The sequence below is a fragment of the Pseudomonas sp. B10 genome, assembly GCF_900156235.1.
GTDB lineage: Bacteria > Pseudomonadota > Gammaproteobacteria > Pseudomonadales > Pseudomonadaceae > Aquipseudomonas > Aquipseudomonas siliginis.
Genome location: NZ_LT707063.1, coordinates 413594 through 430491, shown reverse-complemented (window position 1 = coordinate 430491; position 16898 = coordinate 413594). Strand labels below are relative to the sequence as shown.

18 protein-coding genes are annotated in these 16898 nt (G+C 60.1%); 11 read left to right on the top strand and 7 right to left on the bottom strand.

Annotated elements, in window-relative coordinates; genetic code table 11:
- Nucleotides 1-273: 273 nt before the first annotated feature.
- The gene (locus BXA01_RS01875; RefSeq protein ID WP_076562881.1) at nt 274-564 is read right to left on the bottom strand and encodes a hypothetical protein; all 291 of its coding nucleotides are present in this window, start codon (nt 562-564) and stop codon (nt 274-276) included.
- Nucleotides 561-1379, bottom strand: a complete 819-nt coding sequence (locus BXA01_RS01870) for an NAD(P)H-dependent oxidoreductase (protein ID WP_076567604.1) — start codon at nt 1377-1379, stop codon at nt 561-563. Before BXA01_RS01870 ends, BXA01_RS01875 begins: the two co-directional genes overlap by 4 nt.
- An 89-nt stretch (nt 1380-1468) precedes the next feature.
- Here BXA01_RS01870 and BXA01_RS01865 point away from each other — a divergent pair, with 89 nt between their 5' ends.
- From BXA01_RS01865 to BXA01_RS01840, 6 genes are all read left to right on the top strand, one after another.
- Nucleotides 1469-2428, top strand: coding sequence for a LysR family transcriptional regulator (locus tag BXA01_RS01865; RefSeq protein ID WP_076567602.1), 960 nt, complete (start codon nt 1469-1471; stop codon nt 2426-2428).
- A 386-nt stretch (nt 2429-2814) separates the two neighbouring features.
- A complete protein-coding gene (folE, locus tag BXA01_RS01860; RefSeq protein WP_041480339.1) occupies nt 2815-3372 on the top strand; it encodes a GTP cyclohydrolase I FolE in 558 nt (185 codons plus the stop codon).
- Between the two features lie 45 nt (nt 3373-3417).
- Nucleotides 3418-3960 (top strand): DUF3833 domain-containing protein, encoded by a 543-nt coding sequence (locus BXA01_RS01855; protein ID WP_076562880.1) that lies wholly within the window; start codon nt 3418-3420, stop codon nt 3958-3960.
- The gene (locus tag BXA01_RS01850) at nt 3957-4667 is read left to right on the top strand and encodes an SDR family oxidoreductase (protein WP_076562878.1); all 711 of its coding nucleotides are present in this window, start codon (nt 3957-3959) and stop codon (nt 4665-4667) included. Before BXA01_RS01855 ends, BXA01_RS01850 begins: the two co-directional genes overlap by 4 nt.
- 14 nt (nt 4668-4681) lie before the next feature.
- A complete protein-coding gene (locus BXA01_RS01845; protein ID WP_016774774.1) occupies nt 4682-4987 on the top strand; it encodes a DUF6482 family protein in 306 nt (101 codons plus the stop codon).
- 126 nt (nt 4988-5113) lie between these two features.
- The gene (locus tag BXA01_RS01840) at nt 5114-5917 is read left to right on the top strand and encodes a DUF1206 domain-containing protein (protein ID WP_016774775.1); all 804 of its coding nucleotides are present in this window, start codon (nt 5114-5116) and stop codon (nt 5915-5917) included.
- 42 nt (nt 5918-5959) lie between these two features.
- Here the strand turns inward: BXA01_RS01840 and BXA01_RS01835 are convergent, their stop codons facing one another.
- Entirely contained in the window at nt 5960-7252 is a 1293-nt protein-coding gene (locus BXA01_RS01835) for an Nramp family divalent metal transporter (protein ID WP_371699886.1), read from the bottom strand.
- Nucleotides 7253-7526: 274 nt separating this feature from the next.
- Here BXA01_RS01835 and BXA01_RS01830 point away from each other — a divergent pair, with 274 nt between their 5' ends.
- Together BXA01_RS01830 and BXA01_RS01825 are read left to right on the top strand one after the other, a co-directional pair.
- A complete protein-coding gene (locus tag BXA01_RS01830) occupies nt 7527-8660 on the top strand; it encodes a lactonase family protein (protein ID WP_076562877.1) in 1134 nt (377 codons plus the stop codon).
- Nucleotides 8661-8777: 117 nt separating this feature from the next.
- Nucleotides 8778-10019: an MFS transporter gene (locus BXA01_RS01825; protein ID WP_076562875.1), complete on the top strand. Its 1242-nt coding sequence runs from the start codon at nt 8778-8780 to the stop codon at nt 10017-10019.
- Nucleotide 10020: 1 nt separating this feature from the next.
- Here the strand turns inward: BXA01_RS01825 and BXA01_RS01820 are convergent, their stop codons facing one another.
- Complete coding sequence (locus BXA01_RS01820; RefSeq protein ID WP_076562873.1) at nt 10021-10248, bottom strand: DUF2790 domain-containing protein; 228 nt, start codon at nt 10246-10248, stop codon at nt 10021-10023.
- Nucleotides 10249-10278: 30 nt separating this feature from the next.
- Complete coding sequence (rclC, locus tag BXA01_RS01815; RefSeq protein WP_076562871.1) at nt 10279-10854, bottom strand: reactive chlorine resistance membrane protein RclC; 576 nt, start codon at nt 10852-10854, stop codon at nt 10279-10281.
- A 125-nt stretch (nt 10855-10979) separates the two neighbouring features.
- On the opposite strand from rclC, the gene BXA01_RS01810 reads away from it, so the two are divergent.
- Together BXA01_RS01810 and BXA01_RS01805 are read left to right on the top strand one after the other, a co-directional pair.
- Nucleotides 10980-11885 (top strand): AraC family transcriptional regulator, encoded by a 906-nt coding sequence (locus tag BXA01_RS01810; RefSeq protein WP_076562869.1) that lies wholly within the window; start codon nt 10980-10982, stop codon nt 11883-11885.
- Between the two features lie 155 nt (nt 11886-12040).
- Nucleotides 12041-12817: an alpha/beta fold hydrolase gene (locus BXA01_RS01805; RefSeq protein ID WP_073476253.1), complete on the top strand. Its 777-nt coding sequence runs from the start codon at nt 12041-12043 to the stop codon at nt 12815-12817.
- Between the two features lie 27 nt (nt 12818-12844).
- Here the strand turns inward: BXA01_RS01805 and BXA01_RS01800 are convergent, their stop codons facing one another.
- Together BXA01_RS01800 and BXA01_RS01795 are read right to left on the bottom strand one after the other, a co-directional pair.
- Nucleotides 12845-13765: a LysR family transcriptional regulator gene (locus BXA01_RS01800; protein ID WP_076562867.1), complete on the bottom strand. Its 921-nt coding sequence runs from the start codon at nt 13763-13765 to the stop codon at nt 12845-12847.
- A gap of 155 nt (nt 13766-13920) precedes the next feature.
- Nucleotides 13921-14550, bottom strand: coding sequence for a glutathione S-transferase family protein (locus BXA01_RS01795; protein WP_076562865.1), 630 nt, complete (start codon nt 14548-14550; stop codon nt 13921-13923).
- 285 nt (nt 14551-14835) lie between these two features.
- On the opposite strand from BXA01_RS01795, the gene BXA01_RS01790 reads away from it, so the two are divergent.
- Entirely contained in the window at nt 14836-16887 is a 2052-nt protein-coding gene (locus BXA01_RS01790; protein ID WP_076562864.1) for a 2Fe-2S iron-sulfur cluster-binding protein, read from the top strand.
- Nucleotides 16888-16898: the final 11 nt, after the last annotated feature.

The following is a 16898-nucleotide window of genomic DNA, read 5'->3' as shown; positions in this document are numbered from 1 at the left end:
TCCAAATTAGCGCCGCGCAGTATCGGATGCCCGCAATAAAGACTGCGTAAATTCTCCGTAAAATTTTTACCTGCAATGAGTCAGACTGCGGGAGTCAAAGCGTGGCTATGAGTCAATTACAGGCCTTCGCAACAGGCCAGAATCGGCAGAAGCCGCCAGTGCCAGCCCTCTTCGCATCAAACGAGTCCCGGCCTGACGCTGCATGCTGCGCGTAAAATCTGGCTACAGCATGCAGCGCCGTGCAAACGGGTGTTGATCTGCGCTGATCGCTCATCAGGAGGAAACGAGTTTCTCGTAATCAGAGAAGGGCTTGAGCGCGCAGTACTGCACGTGCAGCAGATTCCCTTTGACGTAAGGCAGCGCCTCGATGTAATCACGCGCCTCTTCGAAGGTGGCGGATTCCAGTTCAAACGCGGCACCGGGACCATCGGCCAGCCCATGAACTGCGCGCACGATACCGCCAGCGAAGCCTTGCCAAACGTGCACTACCTCCGGTTTCGCCAGCCGCTTGAAGTCTTCTGCCGCTCCATCAGCACGGCGAGTCAGAACCACGAAGGTTTTCATGTCACCTCCTCCGTTTTCAGCTGCTTGCGCTGGATTGTTTCACCATAAGCGACGTGCGCCATTATGCCGCTCTGGCCCACGGCTACATGCGGTTTAAGCTCATTGCGGGGAGTGTAGTCCCCACCGTTTTGGGGCCGGAAGGGTATTGGCGCATCTGTGAACAAATCCTCGAGTCGGGTGCGCCAAGCCTCTTTGGCTGCGACGGCATCTGCGGCGGTCAAGTTGCCAGTGCCGTATATGGCGAACGTCGGCAGCACATCGAACCCAGGAAAGTAGAGCGAGCCGTGCGTGATCGGAAACAGCAATTGCTCGAGTGGTCCGTTGATGCCGCGCGGCGAGTAGTCTTCTGCGGGGCCGCCGACAGCCACTGACAACATGGCCCGCTTGCCTTTGAAAGCGCCGTCACCATAGCGGTAGGCGTTGCCAGCGTCCTTGTAGCCGTGGGCGAGTCCGGCTGCCCAGACGCGATCTATCCATCCCTTCATGATGGCTGGCATGCCGTACCACCAAAGCGGAAACTGGAAGATGACAACGTCTGCTGCTAGAACCTTGTCTTGCTCCGCCGCCACGTCAGAGCTTTGGCTGCGATGACGATAGGCGTGGGCGGACTCTGCTCCGAATGACAGCCGCTGAGGGTTGGCACGCTGAGGAAAGTCGTGCTCGTCAAATATCGCTTTCCAGCCCATGGCGTATAGATCGGATTGCAGGACCTCGTGTCCTTGCGCAGTCAAGCATTCAACAGACACATCCACCAGTTGCCGCGTTAGCGACGAAGGCTCGGGATGGGCATAGATGATCAGTACTTTTTTCGACATGAAGGAGGGCTCCGCTGTGATGTCGAAGGAGTGTCGCGGGGCTCGGGCCATCTGTGAAATCGCAAAAGTTTGCTGCTAACATAAGATCGATGGATACCAGACGCCTTGATCTAAATCTGCTTGTGACGTTGGAGGCCCTTCTCATTGAGCAGAACGTGACCCGGGCTGCCGCCCGTCTGCATTTGAGCCAGCCAGCAGTCAGCGCTCAGTTGAGCCGTCTGCGCGACGTCTTCAACGACCCTCTTCTGATCCCCGCGCAGCGTGGAATGACGCCCACCGTCAAAGCCTTGGAGCTGCTCGTGCCGCTTCGCCAGGCACTTGACCAGGTAAGGGCGACCGTCACTACTCATCTGAATTTCGAGCCCGCGACGGCGAGCCTGACGGTATCAATCGCCTGCACGGATTACGTGCAGGCGGTTTTGATCAAACATCTCGTTGTCGCCATGCGACGCGAAGCGCCGGGTGTCCGCATCGCACTGCGCATCCTGGACGTACCACAGCTGGAGCTGCAGATGACCCGCGGCGAGGTGGATCTGGCCGTGATAAACATGAACGGGGTTCCGCCCGCACTGCACTCGCAACACCTCTATGATGAGAGTTACGTGCTGATCGGGCGTCGTGGGCATCCAAGCCTGCGCGCGGACCTGACCGTGGATGAGTTCGCGCAGCTGGAACATGTCGTGGTGTCACTGCGCGGCGGAGGCTTCTCTACCTCGGTGGATCACGCCTTGGTAGCGCGCGGGCTGCGGCGTAACGTCGTTCATTCAGCGTCGTCATTCCTTCCAGTACCGGAGTTGGTCGCGCAGTCGGATTGTGTGGCCCTGGTTCCAAGTCGTCTTGTAGAAGGTCGCAGCGACCAACTGCTGTGCGTAGCCCCTCCATTGCCGGTGGAAGGTTTTGCGATTGGCTTGTTCTGGCATGAGCGGTCGGATGGGCACGCCGGCTTCAAATGGGTACGTGAGTTCATCACTCGCGTGGCCGATTCTCGAGCCTCCGATTATGGCAACCCAAGAACTCTGACAACCTTAAAACCCGTCCAGACAAGCTAGCGTGTCGAGTACTCGATAGGTCAAAGGCTCGCTGGTTGGCTCGCTCTTGCAAGCTCGCTGAGGCAATAAATTTCCATCCATCTCCTTACGGTCGATTATGGGTTTTTATCGGCATACCTGAATGACTGCTTTTGGCCGTCAGCGGTCATTCGCCACCGGCAGCTATCAGCCGAGATGCCCGTACATCGGCCCCAAGCAAGCCACTCACTAAACCTGTCCCCACGTTTGTCCTGCCTGAACTCCCAAACCCGCACAAAAAAACCACCGATGCGTTGTCAGTTGATCCTTTTCAGCCTATCTTCAATAAAACCTATACAGCCAACATGTATGCGTACAACCTTTTCACCCGACTGTGTCCTTAACCCGCACCGCCACGAGTAATCCGAATGAGCCCACTACTAGCCAGCCATTACCGTGAAATCCTCGTTGGCGTCGGCGAAAACCCCGAGCGTGAGGGGCTTTTGGATACGCCCCAGCGCGCCGCCAAGGCGATGCAATACCTGTGCAACGGTTACGGGATGAGCCTGGAAGACGTCACCAACGGTGCGCTGTTCGAGTCGCAGAGCGATGAAATGGTGATCGTCAGCGATATCGAGCTTTATTCGCTGTGTGAGCATCACATGCTGCCGTTTATCGGCAAGGCGCATGTGGCGTATATCCCCACCGGCCGGGTGTTGGGGCTTTCGAAGGTGGCGCGGGTGGTCGACATGTTCGCGCGGCGCCTGCAGATCCAGGAAAACCTTACTCGGCAGATTGCTCAGGCGATCCAGCAGATCACCGATGCTGCCGGTGTCGCGGTGGTTATTGAAGCCAGGCACATGTGCATGATGATGCGCGGCGTCGAGAAGCAGAATTCGATCATGACCTCCTCGGTCATGCTCGGTGCCTTTCGCGACAGCTCGACGACGCGGCAGGAATTTCTCCAGCTCATCGGCCGGCGCTAGGCCTATACACAGCCTGTTAACTGTACAAGCACAAGGAGTAGGAAGATGACCCGATTTCTGCTGCTGTTAGGACTGGCGCTCAGCATTGCAAGCTGCGGCAGTGTCGATGTTGCTCGTTATGCGGATCAGCAACCGGCTTTGAATCTGGAGCAGTTTTTCAGCCAGCCCGTCAAAGCCTGGGGAATGTTCCAGAAGCGCAACGGCGAAGTGGTCAAGCGTTTCGAGGTCGATATCGCCAGCCGTCGTGAAGGTGAAAACCTGATCCTCGACGAGCGCTTCCGTTACAGCGACGGCACCCGTGAGCGTCGGGTCTGGACCCTCACTCCCGGGGGCAATGGTCAGTGGAGCGGTCGCGCGCACGATGTGGTCGGAGTTGCGCAGGGCCAGATCGCAGGCAACACCTTCCACTGGCGTTATCGCCTGAACCTGCCAGTTGATGATTCGACCTATGAGATGAGCATGGACGACTGGATGTACCTGGTCGACGAAGACACGTTGATCAACCGCACCCGTATGTCCAAGTGGGGTTTCGAAGTCGGTCAGGTGACGGTGTTCTTCCGGCGCCAGAACGCTGGAGCGAACCCATGAGCAGTGGGTTGACCCTGGCCTCGTTCGGCGACGGTTATCGCGCTCTGGTGATCGGCGCCAGTGGCGCCCTCGGCGCGGCGTTCTGCCAACATTTGAACCAGGATCCACGCTGCGCCAGCGTCCGTGCGCTGGGACGCAAAACTGTGCCGAAGCTCGACCTCGAGCAGCCCGAAACGATCGCCAGCGCCGCCGCCGAACTGGCAGGCGAAGCGCCCTTTCACCTGATCATCCACGCGGCCGGCCTGCTCCATCGCGACCAAATCAAGCCGGAAAAAAGCTACAGCGCAATCGAAGCCGAGTCGCTGCAGGCCGTGTTTCAAGTCAACACGCTGGGGCCGGCATTGCTGCTGCGCGACTTTCTGCCATTGCTTGCGCCTCAAGGCGCGATGGCGATGCTGTCGGCGAAAGTCGGCAGCATCGGCGACAACCGTCTGGGTGGCTGGTACGCCTATCGCGCCTCCAAGGCTGCGCTGAACATGTTGATCAAGACCGCCGCTATCGAACTCTCGCGCACGCGCCCACAGAGTCGCTTGCTCAGCCTGCACCCGGGCACGGTGGTCTCGCCGTTGTCGCAACCTTTTCGCGGAGCCTCGAGCGCCCGCCCGGCAGACATTGCCGCTGCGCAATTACTGAGTCTGATTGACACGCTGACGCCGGCCGATAGCGGCCATTTCTTCGCCTACGATGGAGAACGCCTGCCCTGGTAGGCAAGGAGTGAAGCATGAATCTGCAAACCCTCACCGAACGTGCGGCCAACAGTGAAGTTCGCGAACTGGAGCTGCTGTCACTCGAAGGTGGTTTTTATCTGGCGAGAATTCGCGTAGATCAGGGCCAATTCACCTTGCTCGATGACGCGGCCAAGCCAATGCACCTGCGTTCGATCACCCACCTGCGCGACTTGCTGCAGACCGTCCCGGCGTTTCCCTGCGTACTGGTGCAACAATGCGTGCACGACGAAATGTGCGGCCGGGATTCAGGGCCGGTCGAAGAGCTGCGCATTCCATTTTCGCTGACCACGCCGTTATGACGCCGAAGCGAGGCGAGCGCTGAATGGCAGGCTGATAAAGCGCGCGTCGCCCACCGGCGACGCATTTATCGAACCCCTGCCCCGTCCACGGGTCTGCTTCACATCGATTCCCTGGAAGTAAATCCCATGTCCACTCAACACACACTTGTCCTGCTTGCCCGAGGCGGATACGCCGCGCGCGGCGTTCTGTATCTGATCATCGGCATCTTCGCGCTGCTGGCGGCGCACGACTCCACCAAACCGAAAGACAGCCACAAGAGCCTTGAAGCATTGCTCAGCCAGCCCTTCGGCTACGTGCTGATCGGTGTTGTGGTCGCCGGCCTGCTGGCCTTCGCCGCGTGGCGTGCGCTGCAAGCGATCCGCGATGTCGACCACCACGGCAGCGAGTTCAAAGGCCTGGTCATTCGCGCAGGTCTGCTCGCCGGCGGTCTGGTCAATGCGGCGCTGGCCTTCTTTGCCTTGGGTCTGTTGGTGAGTGGTCTCAGGAGTTCGGGCGGCTCCGGCGATGGCAAGACCAAGGATCTGCTCGCGCAGCTGCTGTCGTTCGAGCATTCGAACCTGTTGATCTACCTGATCGCGCTGATCCCGCTGGGTGTCGGTATCGCCCACATCATCAAAGGCTGGAAGGCCACGTTCGAGAAATACTTCGAAGCGGATGACGAAGTGATGCGTTACGTGCGCCCGGTGTCGCGCTTTGGCCTGATCGCCCGAGGCGTAGTGTTTATCGAGATTGCAGTGTTGATGGCGGTCAGTGGCTCGGTTTACCAGGCAACCAATCCACCCGGCATGAAGGAAGCGCTGGATGCTTTGCAGAATCTTCCGGCAGGTGGGGTGCTGTTGATGCTGATGGCGTTGGGGCTGATCGCGTTTTCGGTGTACAGCTTTTCCGAAGCGGCCTGGCGCCGGATCGAAATGGATGTGCCGCTGTAAGCGGCAATTCGAGGGGGCGTGTGCCCCCTCGACTGCTTCCCATCAAGTAAACAGATCAACGCCCAACTGGAACGCTACCCATAGCGCCAGACCTGTAGCAAACATCAGCGCGATGTTTTCAAACAGGTTGTTGCGGTACTGCTTGTCCAGCAGCGATTTCTGGTTGGACATGATCAGCAAGCCCAGGGAAATCACCGGCAAACCAATGATGTTCAATGCGCTGACACCAATGGTCAGGGTGACGAAATCCGGCATGCCCGGCATCGACCAGATCAGCGGCGTGACCAGAATGAACAGCATGAACCACTTGTGCATCGGGTCGTGATGGAACTCTTTACCGTACTTCTCGCGACGCTCAGGACGAACATGCTGGAAGGCATCGGTGATCAGCATCGGAAACGCCGTGGTCTTGCCTGAAATACTGGCGAACAGGGTTGCGAACACGCCGATGAAGAACACGTACCAGCCGATCGGGCCGAAGAAGATTTCCAGCGCCTTGCCCAGATCGCCCAAGGTTTTCACCTCGATGCCGTTGGGCCGCAGGATTTCCGCACCGACGATCCAGATCGCCAGGTTGATGATGATCCCGACGAACACCGCAAACAGCAGATCGTTACGCTGAATGCGCTTGTGCTGCGGCCCGGTCCAGCCTTTCTGGCGCATGACATAGGGGTGCACGAAGTTGGCGATCGAGCCGGCAACCGCGCCGATCACTGAAACCGCCACCAGCAACGCGCCATGCACGCCTTCGTCCGGTGGAATGCTGAAGCCGATGGTGCCTTTGATGATGCCGCTGACATCCGGACCGGACATCACCGCCAAGGCGATGAACGCCAGGGTCATGATCGCCAGCAGCAGCTTCATCACGCCTTCGATCATCGTGTAGATGTTGCGCCCGACCAGCATCCAGACCGCCAGCACCACCGCCACCGAGCACAGCAATGGCTGATCGATCTTGAACAGCATCGCCAGCGACTCCCCTGCCCCCTTGATCATGTAGGCGTTCATCAAATGCCCCATCAACAGGGCATAAACCAGCATGAACCAGGCAAACACCGGGTTGAGCTGGGCGTAGCCCTGCAGGATGGTCATGCCTTGGTTATTACACAGCTGGAACCGGGCAATGATGTTGACGATCAGGTACCTGAGCAACAGCGAGACCGCCAGCACCCACATCATTGCGTAGCCGTAGTTCGCACCGGCCACTGAAGACGTGATGAGATCGCCCGCACCGAGCCACGACAGCACGGCAATAATGCCGGGGCCGAGCAGTTTCAGCGTACGCAGGAAAAGGTTTTGCGGTTTCGCAGCGGCCTGATGATCGAGTGGAGCCATGCTCGTCATAGGGGTATCTCCGTTATTGTTTTTGTGAGAGTTGTTGCACTGCGCACATTAGGTAGGATGTCGTACAACAACGCTAACGGGAGAGTATGTAGAAATGTGTCAAACCTCAATCACGACCACCCTCTCCGATCATTTCCGCTGATCAAAATCATCTAGAACAAGCATGTTAAATAAGCGTAGCGACGTTACAGGCCGACGAAATAGCCATTGATGCCCCAGCGAATCACTCATAGGATGACTGATCACAACAACAATAAGGCTGGGAATGATGAAAAGAAACTTCTTGATCGCTGCGCTCGCCTCCACGTTGAGCGTGACGGCTAACGCCGCTACTTACGCTTACATCTCAAGCCCCGGCGACGGTCTGATCTCGCAGTATCGCCTTGATCAAAGCAACGGCGCGCTTACCTTGGTCGAACAGATCCAGGCCGGTGATCAGGTCAATCCGATGGCGCTCACCCCGGACGGCAAAGTGCTGTTTGCAGCGTTGCGGGTCAAGCCTTTCCAGGTGCTGGGCTATCGGATCGACTCCAAAAGCGGGCACCTGACAAAGTTCACCCAAGCGCCTCTGGCAGAGAGCATGGCCTACCTGTCGACCGATCGACAAGGTCGCTACCTGCTCGCCGCGTCCTACGGCGCCGACACCCTTAGCGTTCAGAAGATCGGCAAGGATCAGCAACCTTCCGCCGATATCGTTCGCTACAAGACCGGCCTGCATGCCCATTCAATTCGCACCGAGCCGAGCAATCGCTTTGCCTATGCCGGCAACCTGGGCACCGACCAGGTGCTGCAATATCGACTGGACGCCAAGACTGGCGAACTCAGCCCGATCGGCAGCGGCTCGGTCAGTGTTCCGGAGAAAACCGGGCCTCGGCACCTGGCGTTCTCGCCCAACGGCAAATTCCTTTACGTCGTCGGTGAAATGAGCGGCACCGTGACGGCGTTTTCGATCGACGGGGCCAGCGGCGCGTTGACCCGAATCGCTGAAGCCAATGGCATTCCCGAGCGATTGAAGCTGGCCCACGGCGAAGTGCGTGATGCGCGCAACAACGATTTGAAAGACGATCCGACCCGACGCATCTGGGCCGCTGACCTGCGCATGTCGCCGGATGGAAAACTGCTGCTGATGAGTGAGCGCACCAGCAGCAGCGTTTCGGCATTTGCCGTGGATCCGGCATCAGGAGCACTCAAGTTCCTCGATAACTACCCGGTGCAAGAACAGCAACCGCGAAATATCGCCTTCTCCCCCGATGGCCGCTGGCTGCTGGTGACGGGTGAGAAAAGCGCCAAGGTCGGTACGTACGCGGTGAGCAAGGATGGCGCGCTGAAGCGTGTCGGTGAAGCGGCATCCGGCAAAGGCGCATTGTGGATCGAGATACTGCAAACGCCTGACGCTTGAATATCTGCGGAGCAGCAACTGCTCCGCCGTCCTGCAACTAATCCCCCGCCGCTTCGGTCATTAGGTTTGCCGAGGTTGATACATTTACGCAGACCTCACTTTCAAGAGACTGCCCTCGTGATCAGCCATCTCGATCGCCGCAACAACCGCTCGCTGGACAGTCTGAATTTCTTTCTCGCCGATGTCCGCGACGGCCTCGGGCCGTACCTCGCCATCTACTTGCTCGCCGTGCACCACTGGGACCCGGCCAGTATCGGCGTGGTCATGACCCTTGCCGGTATCGCCGCACTGATCACGCAGACGCCCGCTGGTGCGCTGGTTGACAGCAGCCGGGCGAAACGGGCGCTGGTCATCATCGCCGCGCTGTTGGTGACGGTGAGTTGTCTGCTGCTGCCGTTCATTTCGTCATTCAGTCTGGTGGCGTTGACTCAAGCCTTGAGCGCGGCGGCAGCATCTATTTTTGCCCCGGCCATTTCCGCGATCACCCTGGGCATCACCGGCCCGCGAGCATTCACCCGGCGCACCGGTCGCAACGAGACGTTCAACCACGCCGGCAACGCGTGCGCGGCGTTGTTGGCCGGTTTGTTTGCGTATCTGTTCGGTCCGGTGGCGGTGTTTTATCTGATGGCGGTCATGGCCCTGGCCAGCGTGATTGCCGTGCTGTTCGTCTCGGCCGAGGCGATTGATCATGACGTCGCACGCGGGTTGCAGCCTGGCGATCAAAGCCATCAGCCGTCCGGGTTCAAGATACTGCTGAGCAATCGCCCGTTGCTGATGTTTGCCCTGTGCTGCGCGCTGTTCCACTTGGCCAACGCGGCGATGCTGCCGCTGGTGAGCCAGAAACTCGCCCAAGCCAATTTGCACATGGCCACACCGCTGACGTCGGCGTGCATCGTCGCCGCGCAACTGGTGATGGTGCCAATGGCGCTGCTGGCCGGTGCGAAAGCCGATGTCTGGGGGCGCAAACCGTTATTGCTGGCGGGTTTTCTGATCCTGCCGCTGCGCGGGTTGCTCTACACCTTCTCGGATGATCCGTACTGGCTGGTCGCCGTGCAGTTGCTCGACGGCGTCGGCGCTGGGCTGTTCGGCGCGCTGTTCCCGGTGATGGTCAAGGATCTGACCCTCGGCTCCGGGCATTTCAATGTCAGCCTCGGCGCGCTGACTACAGCGTTTGGTCTGGGCGCGGCGCTGAGCAATGGGCTGGCCGGATTTGTCGTCGAGGCCGCCGGTTACAGCGCGGCATTCCTGACCCTTGCAGGAGTTGCAGCGGCTGCATTCCTGCTGCTGTTGATCGCTGTTCCGGAAACGCAGCAGCGGACTGAGCAATTCGAGTCCGCTGCAGCGTTGGGCCAAACCTGAGCTAATCACCACCGCAGCCATCGCCTAAAACGCTGTAAGTGGCGACATGCCGCTGACCCTGGCTGTCTTCATAGACGACCTCCACCGGAACAATTCCGCAGGCGGCGCTGGTGTCGGTGATGCTGATGGTTTTGGCGATGTCCAGTGGCACGCCGGTCTGCGCAGGTTCGGTGGCGGCGAACACGTTGCCGGCGAGGATGGCCAGGGTCAAAGCAATAAACGTTTTCATGCTGTGATCTCTCTATAAAGGAGGAGGAATTCAGGCCTGACGTTCAGTCAGCAATTGGCGCGCGGAATCGGCCATTACCGGCAGGGCTCCGGCGAGCATCAGAACGTCCTTGAGCACCAGGCGTCCGGCACCGGACAGATAGGGAAAGCCGTGCTGACCATCACCCAGCGCAGCGACCCATGCTTCCGGCGTGGTGATCAGAAAGCTCAGGGTCACCAGCGGCGTGGCGAACGCCAAGGCACCGCCGAGCAGGCCGGTACGGCGAGAAAGCGGATTGGACAGGACCAGCAGACCGATGAGAATTTCCACCACGCCAAGCCCGGTGGAAAAGCCATAGGTGTTGTTCGCGGTCTGCCAGGCGCGCTTGTCGGCGTTCAGCTCGCCCTCATGGGTCAGGTGCGCCTTGTATTCCTGCGGGTGCTCGTAGAAGAACGACATCACCGGGCTGTTGGCGACGAAGGGCGTGATGCTGTCGGCTTCGTACGGGACGAATTTCAGCGCGCCGATCCACAGGAAGACGATGGCGATGGCCACGCGCATCAGCGGGATACCGAGGCGATCGAGTTTGCCGAGCTGTTGTAGTCCGGCGTTGATTGAGGTGAACATGCGACGTCTCCAGATCAATGAAAGTGGAGTCAGTCTGCGGTGCTACCGAATCGCGCTTTTGTCGGTCATGCTCAACGTCTTGCTCAATCGTCTCAACTTTGCGGATTTCTTCGTGATGGGTGCCAATGAACTCGCTCGATAAACTCATCAGCCTGGCCAACGTGCGCGGCAGTCTTGATCTGCGCTGCCAGTTCCAAGGCGACTGGGCGCGCGATCATCAACAGGAAGCCTTGGGCAAGGCGCCCTATCACATCGTGCTCAAGGGTGAATGCCGGGTTGAGCTGGCCAGCGGACAACGTCTGGCGATGCGCGCCGGCGACATTCTTTTGTTGCCACGGGGCACGCCGCATATGCTGCACAGTGCCGGCAAGAACGTAGCGCCGATGTCGCCAACGCTGATTCCCGGCGGGGTGTTGCCGATCTATCGGCTGGGTGGCGCGAGCGCCGATCTGGACATGCTCTGCGGTGGCTTTCATTACAACCGCGCGTCGATGCTGTTCGCCGCCCTCCCCGATTACCTGTTGATTGCCAACGATGGCTTGCCGATTGATGCGCCACTGACCGCCCTGATTGCGCTGTTGCGCAGCGAAGCCGACAGCGAACAGCCGGGCGCGCGGTTCCTCCTCGATTCACTGTCCCAAGCCTTGTTCACCTTGATTCTGCGTGCGCACCTGGCCCGTGCGGAGCAGGACAAGAGCACCCTGGCGCTGCTCGGCGACCAGCGCCTCGGCCGCACCTGTCAGGCGATACTGGCCGACCCGGCGCACGAGTGGACCATCGAAGCCATGGCCGACACCGCGAACATGTCTCGTGCAACGTTCATGCGCACCTTCGCCCGGGTCGCTGGCGTGTCGCCGTGGGTGCTGCTGACCCAGCTGCGCATGGAGCTGGCGTTCAGCCTGCTCAGCCATTCGCATCTGGGCCTGAATGACATTGCCGTGCAGGTCGGCTACCAGTCGCAAGCTGCATTCAGCAAGAAATTCAAGGAAATCTACGGCGAGGCCCCGGGCAAGATCCGCCGCGCGATCTGAGCGGATGGGTCGCTTTGTATCAGCGTGTAGCATTTGCCGACACAGATACATACGCATGCGAAGTTCGGCCGTGCGCACACACAACTGACACATTTAGCGCGCTAAATACCACTGTCGCTTCAATTCCTACCTTAACCAATCGACAGGACATCACCATGAACAAAGTCTTCGCTACCCTCGCCCTTACCGCCGCCATGTTTGGCGCCACCGCAGCGTTCGCCGCACCGGTCAAACCTACCGTGGTGCTGGTACACGGCGCATTCGCCGATTCGAGCAGCTGGAACGGCGTGGTCAAGATTCTCGAGAAGGATGGCTATCCGGTGATCGCTGCGGCCAACCCGCTGCGCTCGGTCAAGAGTGATGCGCAATCGGTGGCGGATGTGCTGGCCAGCGTGAAAACTCCGGTGGTGCTGGTCGGCCACTCTTACGGTGGCCCGGTGATCAGCGAAGCCGCTTACGGCAATGCCAATGTCAAAGCGCTGGTGTACGTCGCCGCGTTCGCCCCGGAAAAGGGTGAAACCGCAGCCGAATTGTCCGGCCGCTTCCCTGGCAGCACCCTTGGCCCGACCCTGTCGGCCCCGGTTGAGCTGGCCGATGGTGGCAAGGATTTGTACATCCAGCAGGACAAATTCCATGAGCAGTTCGCAGCCGATGTTTCCCCGGCAGATGCGAAGTTGATGGCCGCGACTCAGCGCCCGGTGACCGTCGCCGCGCTCAACGAAGCCGCCACCGAGCCTGCATGGAAAACCGTGCCGTCGTACTTCGTCTACGGTGACCAGGACAAGAACATCCCGGCGCAAGCCCTGGCGTTCATGGCCGAGCGCGCGCACTCCAAGCAGACCGTCGTGGTCAAAGGCGCGTCGCACGTGGTGATGGTGTCCAACCCGAAAGCCGTTGCCAGCCTGATCGAAACCGCTGCGGCCGCGAAGTGATTCATCGCTGAATTGAAACTTGAAGCCTTAGCCGTGAACCCTGTTCACGGCTTTCAGCGCTGGATGATGTTGTAGACGTTCGCTGAGGAAATCGACAAACGTGCGCACCTTCGCCGGTACGCGCGGATGTTTCAGATAGACCAGTTGCACCGGTAACGCCGGCGGCTCAAAGGCCTGCAACACCAATTCCAGTTCACCGGCCGCAACCTGGCTGGCGACTTGATAAGACAGCACCCGGGTAATGCCCCAACCGGAACTGGCGATGTTGATTGCCGCCTGATTCGCGGTGACCACCAGGCGCGGCTCGAAGCGAAAGCTCAACGGCCCGTCGGCATGGGCGAATTGCCAATCGCTGAGCAAATGACTGGCGGACGACATGACGATATTGGCGCGGCTCAACTCGTTCGGATGTTGCGGTCGGCCATAGCGGGCGAAGTAATCGGGGGTGCCGCAAATCACCTGACGGACCTCGCCGACCTTGATTGCATGCTGATTGTTCTCGTGCAAATGGCCGATGCGCACGGCGACATCGATACCTTCTTCCGCCATGTTCACCACACGATCGACCAGCAAGGCCTTCAGATGCACTGAAGGAAACGCGTCGACGTATTGCGCCAGCAACGGCGCGATGAACAGCTCGCCAAACAACACCGACGCGGTCACGCTCAAATGCCCGCACGGCAGCCGATAACTGCCGGCAGCGGCCTCTTCGGCTTCGTCAACGTCGCACAGAATTCTTCGGCAATCGTCCAGATAACGATGCCCGGCTTCGGTCAGGTGCAGGCTGCGCGTGGTGCGCGACAACAGGCGCGTGCCGATGCGTTGCTCCAGCGCGGCAATGGCGCGGGTGACGCTGGGGGGCGAGGTGTTCAAACGCCGGGCGGCCGCCGCAAAGCCACCCTCCTCGGCCACGGCCAGGAACATGCGCATTTCCTGAAAACGATCCATAGACGGGAACCTGTAAAAAACTTCGAAAACACAGTGAAATCATGTGGGAGCGAGCCTGCTCGCGAAGGCATTCTGTCAGTCAACAACGATGCTGAATGACCCACCGCTATCGCGGGCAAGCCCGCTCCCACAAGGTTTTTTGGCGTGCGCTGATATCAAGCGCTTTGCAGGCCCACCGCTGTGCGCTGCATACCGACAAATTTCGGCAGCGCCTCGATCCGCCCGAGCCACGCCCGCACATTCGGGTAATCCTCAAGCGAGACATTGCCTTCCGGTGCGTGGGCGACGTAAGTGTAGGCGGCCACATCGGCAACGGTTGCCTTGTCGCCGGCAAGGAATGCGCTGTTGGCCAACTCGTCTTCCATCACTTGCAATAAAGCGTGGGAACGCTTGATTGCATCAGCCGCGTCGTAACCGGCACCGAACACCGTGATCAAGCGCGCCGTGGCCGGGCCGGAGCTGATCTGCCCGGCAGCCACCGATAACCAGCGTTGCACCTTGGCTTGCTCGACCGGATCGCTCGGCAGCCACTGGCCGTTTCCGTATTTGCTCGCCAGATAAACCAGAATGCCGTTGGAATCAGCGAGCACCGTACCGTTGTCATCAATCACCGGCACCTGGCCGAAACGGTTGAGAGCGAGAAATTCAGGGGTTTTGTGTGCGCCTTTCATCAGGTCGACGAACACCAGTTCGGTCGGCACATCCAGCAGGGACAACATCAACTCGACGCGGTGCGAGTGGCCGGACAACGGATGGCGGTACAGTTTGACGGCTGACTGAGACATGACGTGCTCCTGGATTATTTGAGGTCGACCCGCTGATCGTGTCGACGGGGCTCATCCTGCTCCCCTGCCGCAAATCGCGGAATCCTCAGCCAATACAATCGAGCATTTCAGCCAGTGAAATAATCACCCGCCTCCTTAGGCGCGCGCAGGGATCATTTCACCGAGTGAAACAGTGGATTGCAGTTTCTGGCCATTCCCTCGCAACCGGCCGAGGGCGAACATGAGCCCACTTGAGCTTCAGCCCCTGGCGGCTCACCGGCCCGTTTGCACCCGAGGAGAATCGAAATGGACACAGCGTCGAAACCGCAGCCCTCGCCCTGGCATGAAGGTGAGCTGACCCTGCAACGTGCCGTCGGCGCGGTGGAGATGATGGTCGGTGTCGGCCAGCGGCAATTGGCCCGCGACTGGATGCCGGATCAGCACCGCGAGTTCTACGCGCAACTGCCCTTCGTCGTGCTCGGCGCCGTCGATGGCCAGGGAGACCCGTGGGCAACGCTGCGCACCGGTCAACCGGGATTCATGGATTCGCCGTCGCCGCAGGTGTTGAAGATCAAACTCGACGCCCAGCCCAATGACCCGGCCAATCAAGGCCTGCAGCCCGGCGACGCGATCGGCATGCTCGGCATCGAGCTGCACACCCGTCGGCGCAATCGCATGAACGGCAATATCAGCCGCCGCGATGACAACATCCTTGAGATCGGCGTGACACAGGCTTACGGCAACTGCCCGCGCTACATCAACCTGCGCCATTACGCCTTCGTCGACGAAACCACCGATGCCGCGCTCGACTTGCCGGTCAGCGAACCCTTGGTGCGCGACATGATCACCGCCGCCGATTCGTTCTACGTGGCCACTTATGTGGTGCGCGACGGTGAGCGCCAGGTCGATGTGTCCCATCGCGGCGGCAAATCCGGCTTCGTGCACATGGACGAGGACGGCACCCTGACCATCCCGGATTTCTCCGGCAATCTGTTCTTCAACACCTTGGGCAACATCCTGCTCAACCCGCGCGCCGGGCTGACCTTTATCGATTTCGAAAGCGGCGATCTGTTGCAGATGACCGGCAGCGCAGAAGTGCTGCTCGACGATCCGCAAATCGCCGCGTTCCAGGGCGCCGAGCGCCTGTGGCGGTTCAAGCCGCAGCGCATCGTTTACCGTCAGGCCGCGCTGCCACTGCGCTGGGCCGAGCAGCCGGAAGGCGATTCGCCCAACTCGCAAATGACCGGCAGCTGGGAACAGACCCGCGAGCGTTTGCAGGCCGAGGCGCTGCGCAATCAATGGCGCGCGCTGCACGTCACGCGGGTGGTCGATGAGAGTCCGCAGATCCGCTCCTTTTACCTGCAAGCCAACGATGGCTTCGGCCTGCCGCGCTTCGAACCGGGCCAGCACTTGCCGATCAAGGTCTTGCTCGACGGCCAAGATGCCGCGTCGATCCGCACCTACAGCGTGTCCAGCGCGCCGTCGGACGAGTTCCTGCGCATCAGCGTCAAACGCGATGGCTCGGTGTCTTCGCATCTGCATGATCGGGTCCAGGCATTGGACTTGATCGAAGCCCGCGCCCCGCAAGGCGATTTCACCGTCGACGCCACCGAACGCCGGCCACTGGTGCTGTTGGCCGCCGGGGTTGGGGTGACGCCGTTGCTGTCGATGCTGCGCGAGGTGGTCTATCAGGGCAAACGCATCAGCCGCATGCGCCCGACCTGGGTGGTGCAAAGCAGTCGCACCGTCGAGGATCTGGCCTTTCGCGAAGAAATCGACGCCTTGGCTGCACGCGCGGGTGACAAGGTCAAGGTGCTGCGCGTGGTCAGCCAGCCGCCGCTGGAAGCAGCAGCGCAGGGCTACGATCACGCTGGGCGCATCGACATCGCCTTGCTGAAAAGCCTGCTGCCGCTGGATGACTACGATTTCTACCTGTGCGGCCCGGGCAGCTTCACTCAGGCGCTGTACGACGGCTTGCGCAAAATGCGCATTCCCGATGATCGCATCCACGCCGAAACCTTCGGCCCGTCGACGCTGATCCGCGATGTCGAAATCAGCACCCCGGCGCCGCCGCAAGTGCCGGTCGCGGAAGAGCCGGTCAAGGTGTTGTTCGCCACGTCCGGCAAGGAAGCACGCTGGGAACCGGGCAGCGGCACCTTGCTGGAACTGGCCGAGGCACGTGGCTTGAACCCGGAGTTCAGCTGTCGCGGCGGCTCGTGCGGCACCTGCAAAACCCGCCTTACCAGCGGCCAGGTGCATTACCTCACCCCGCCGGCCATGCGCCTGGCGGAAGACGAAGTGCTGATCTGCTGCGCCGCCCCGGCGCAGGGCAGCGAAACCCTGGTGCTGGATGTTTGAATTTTGAGGAG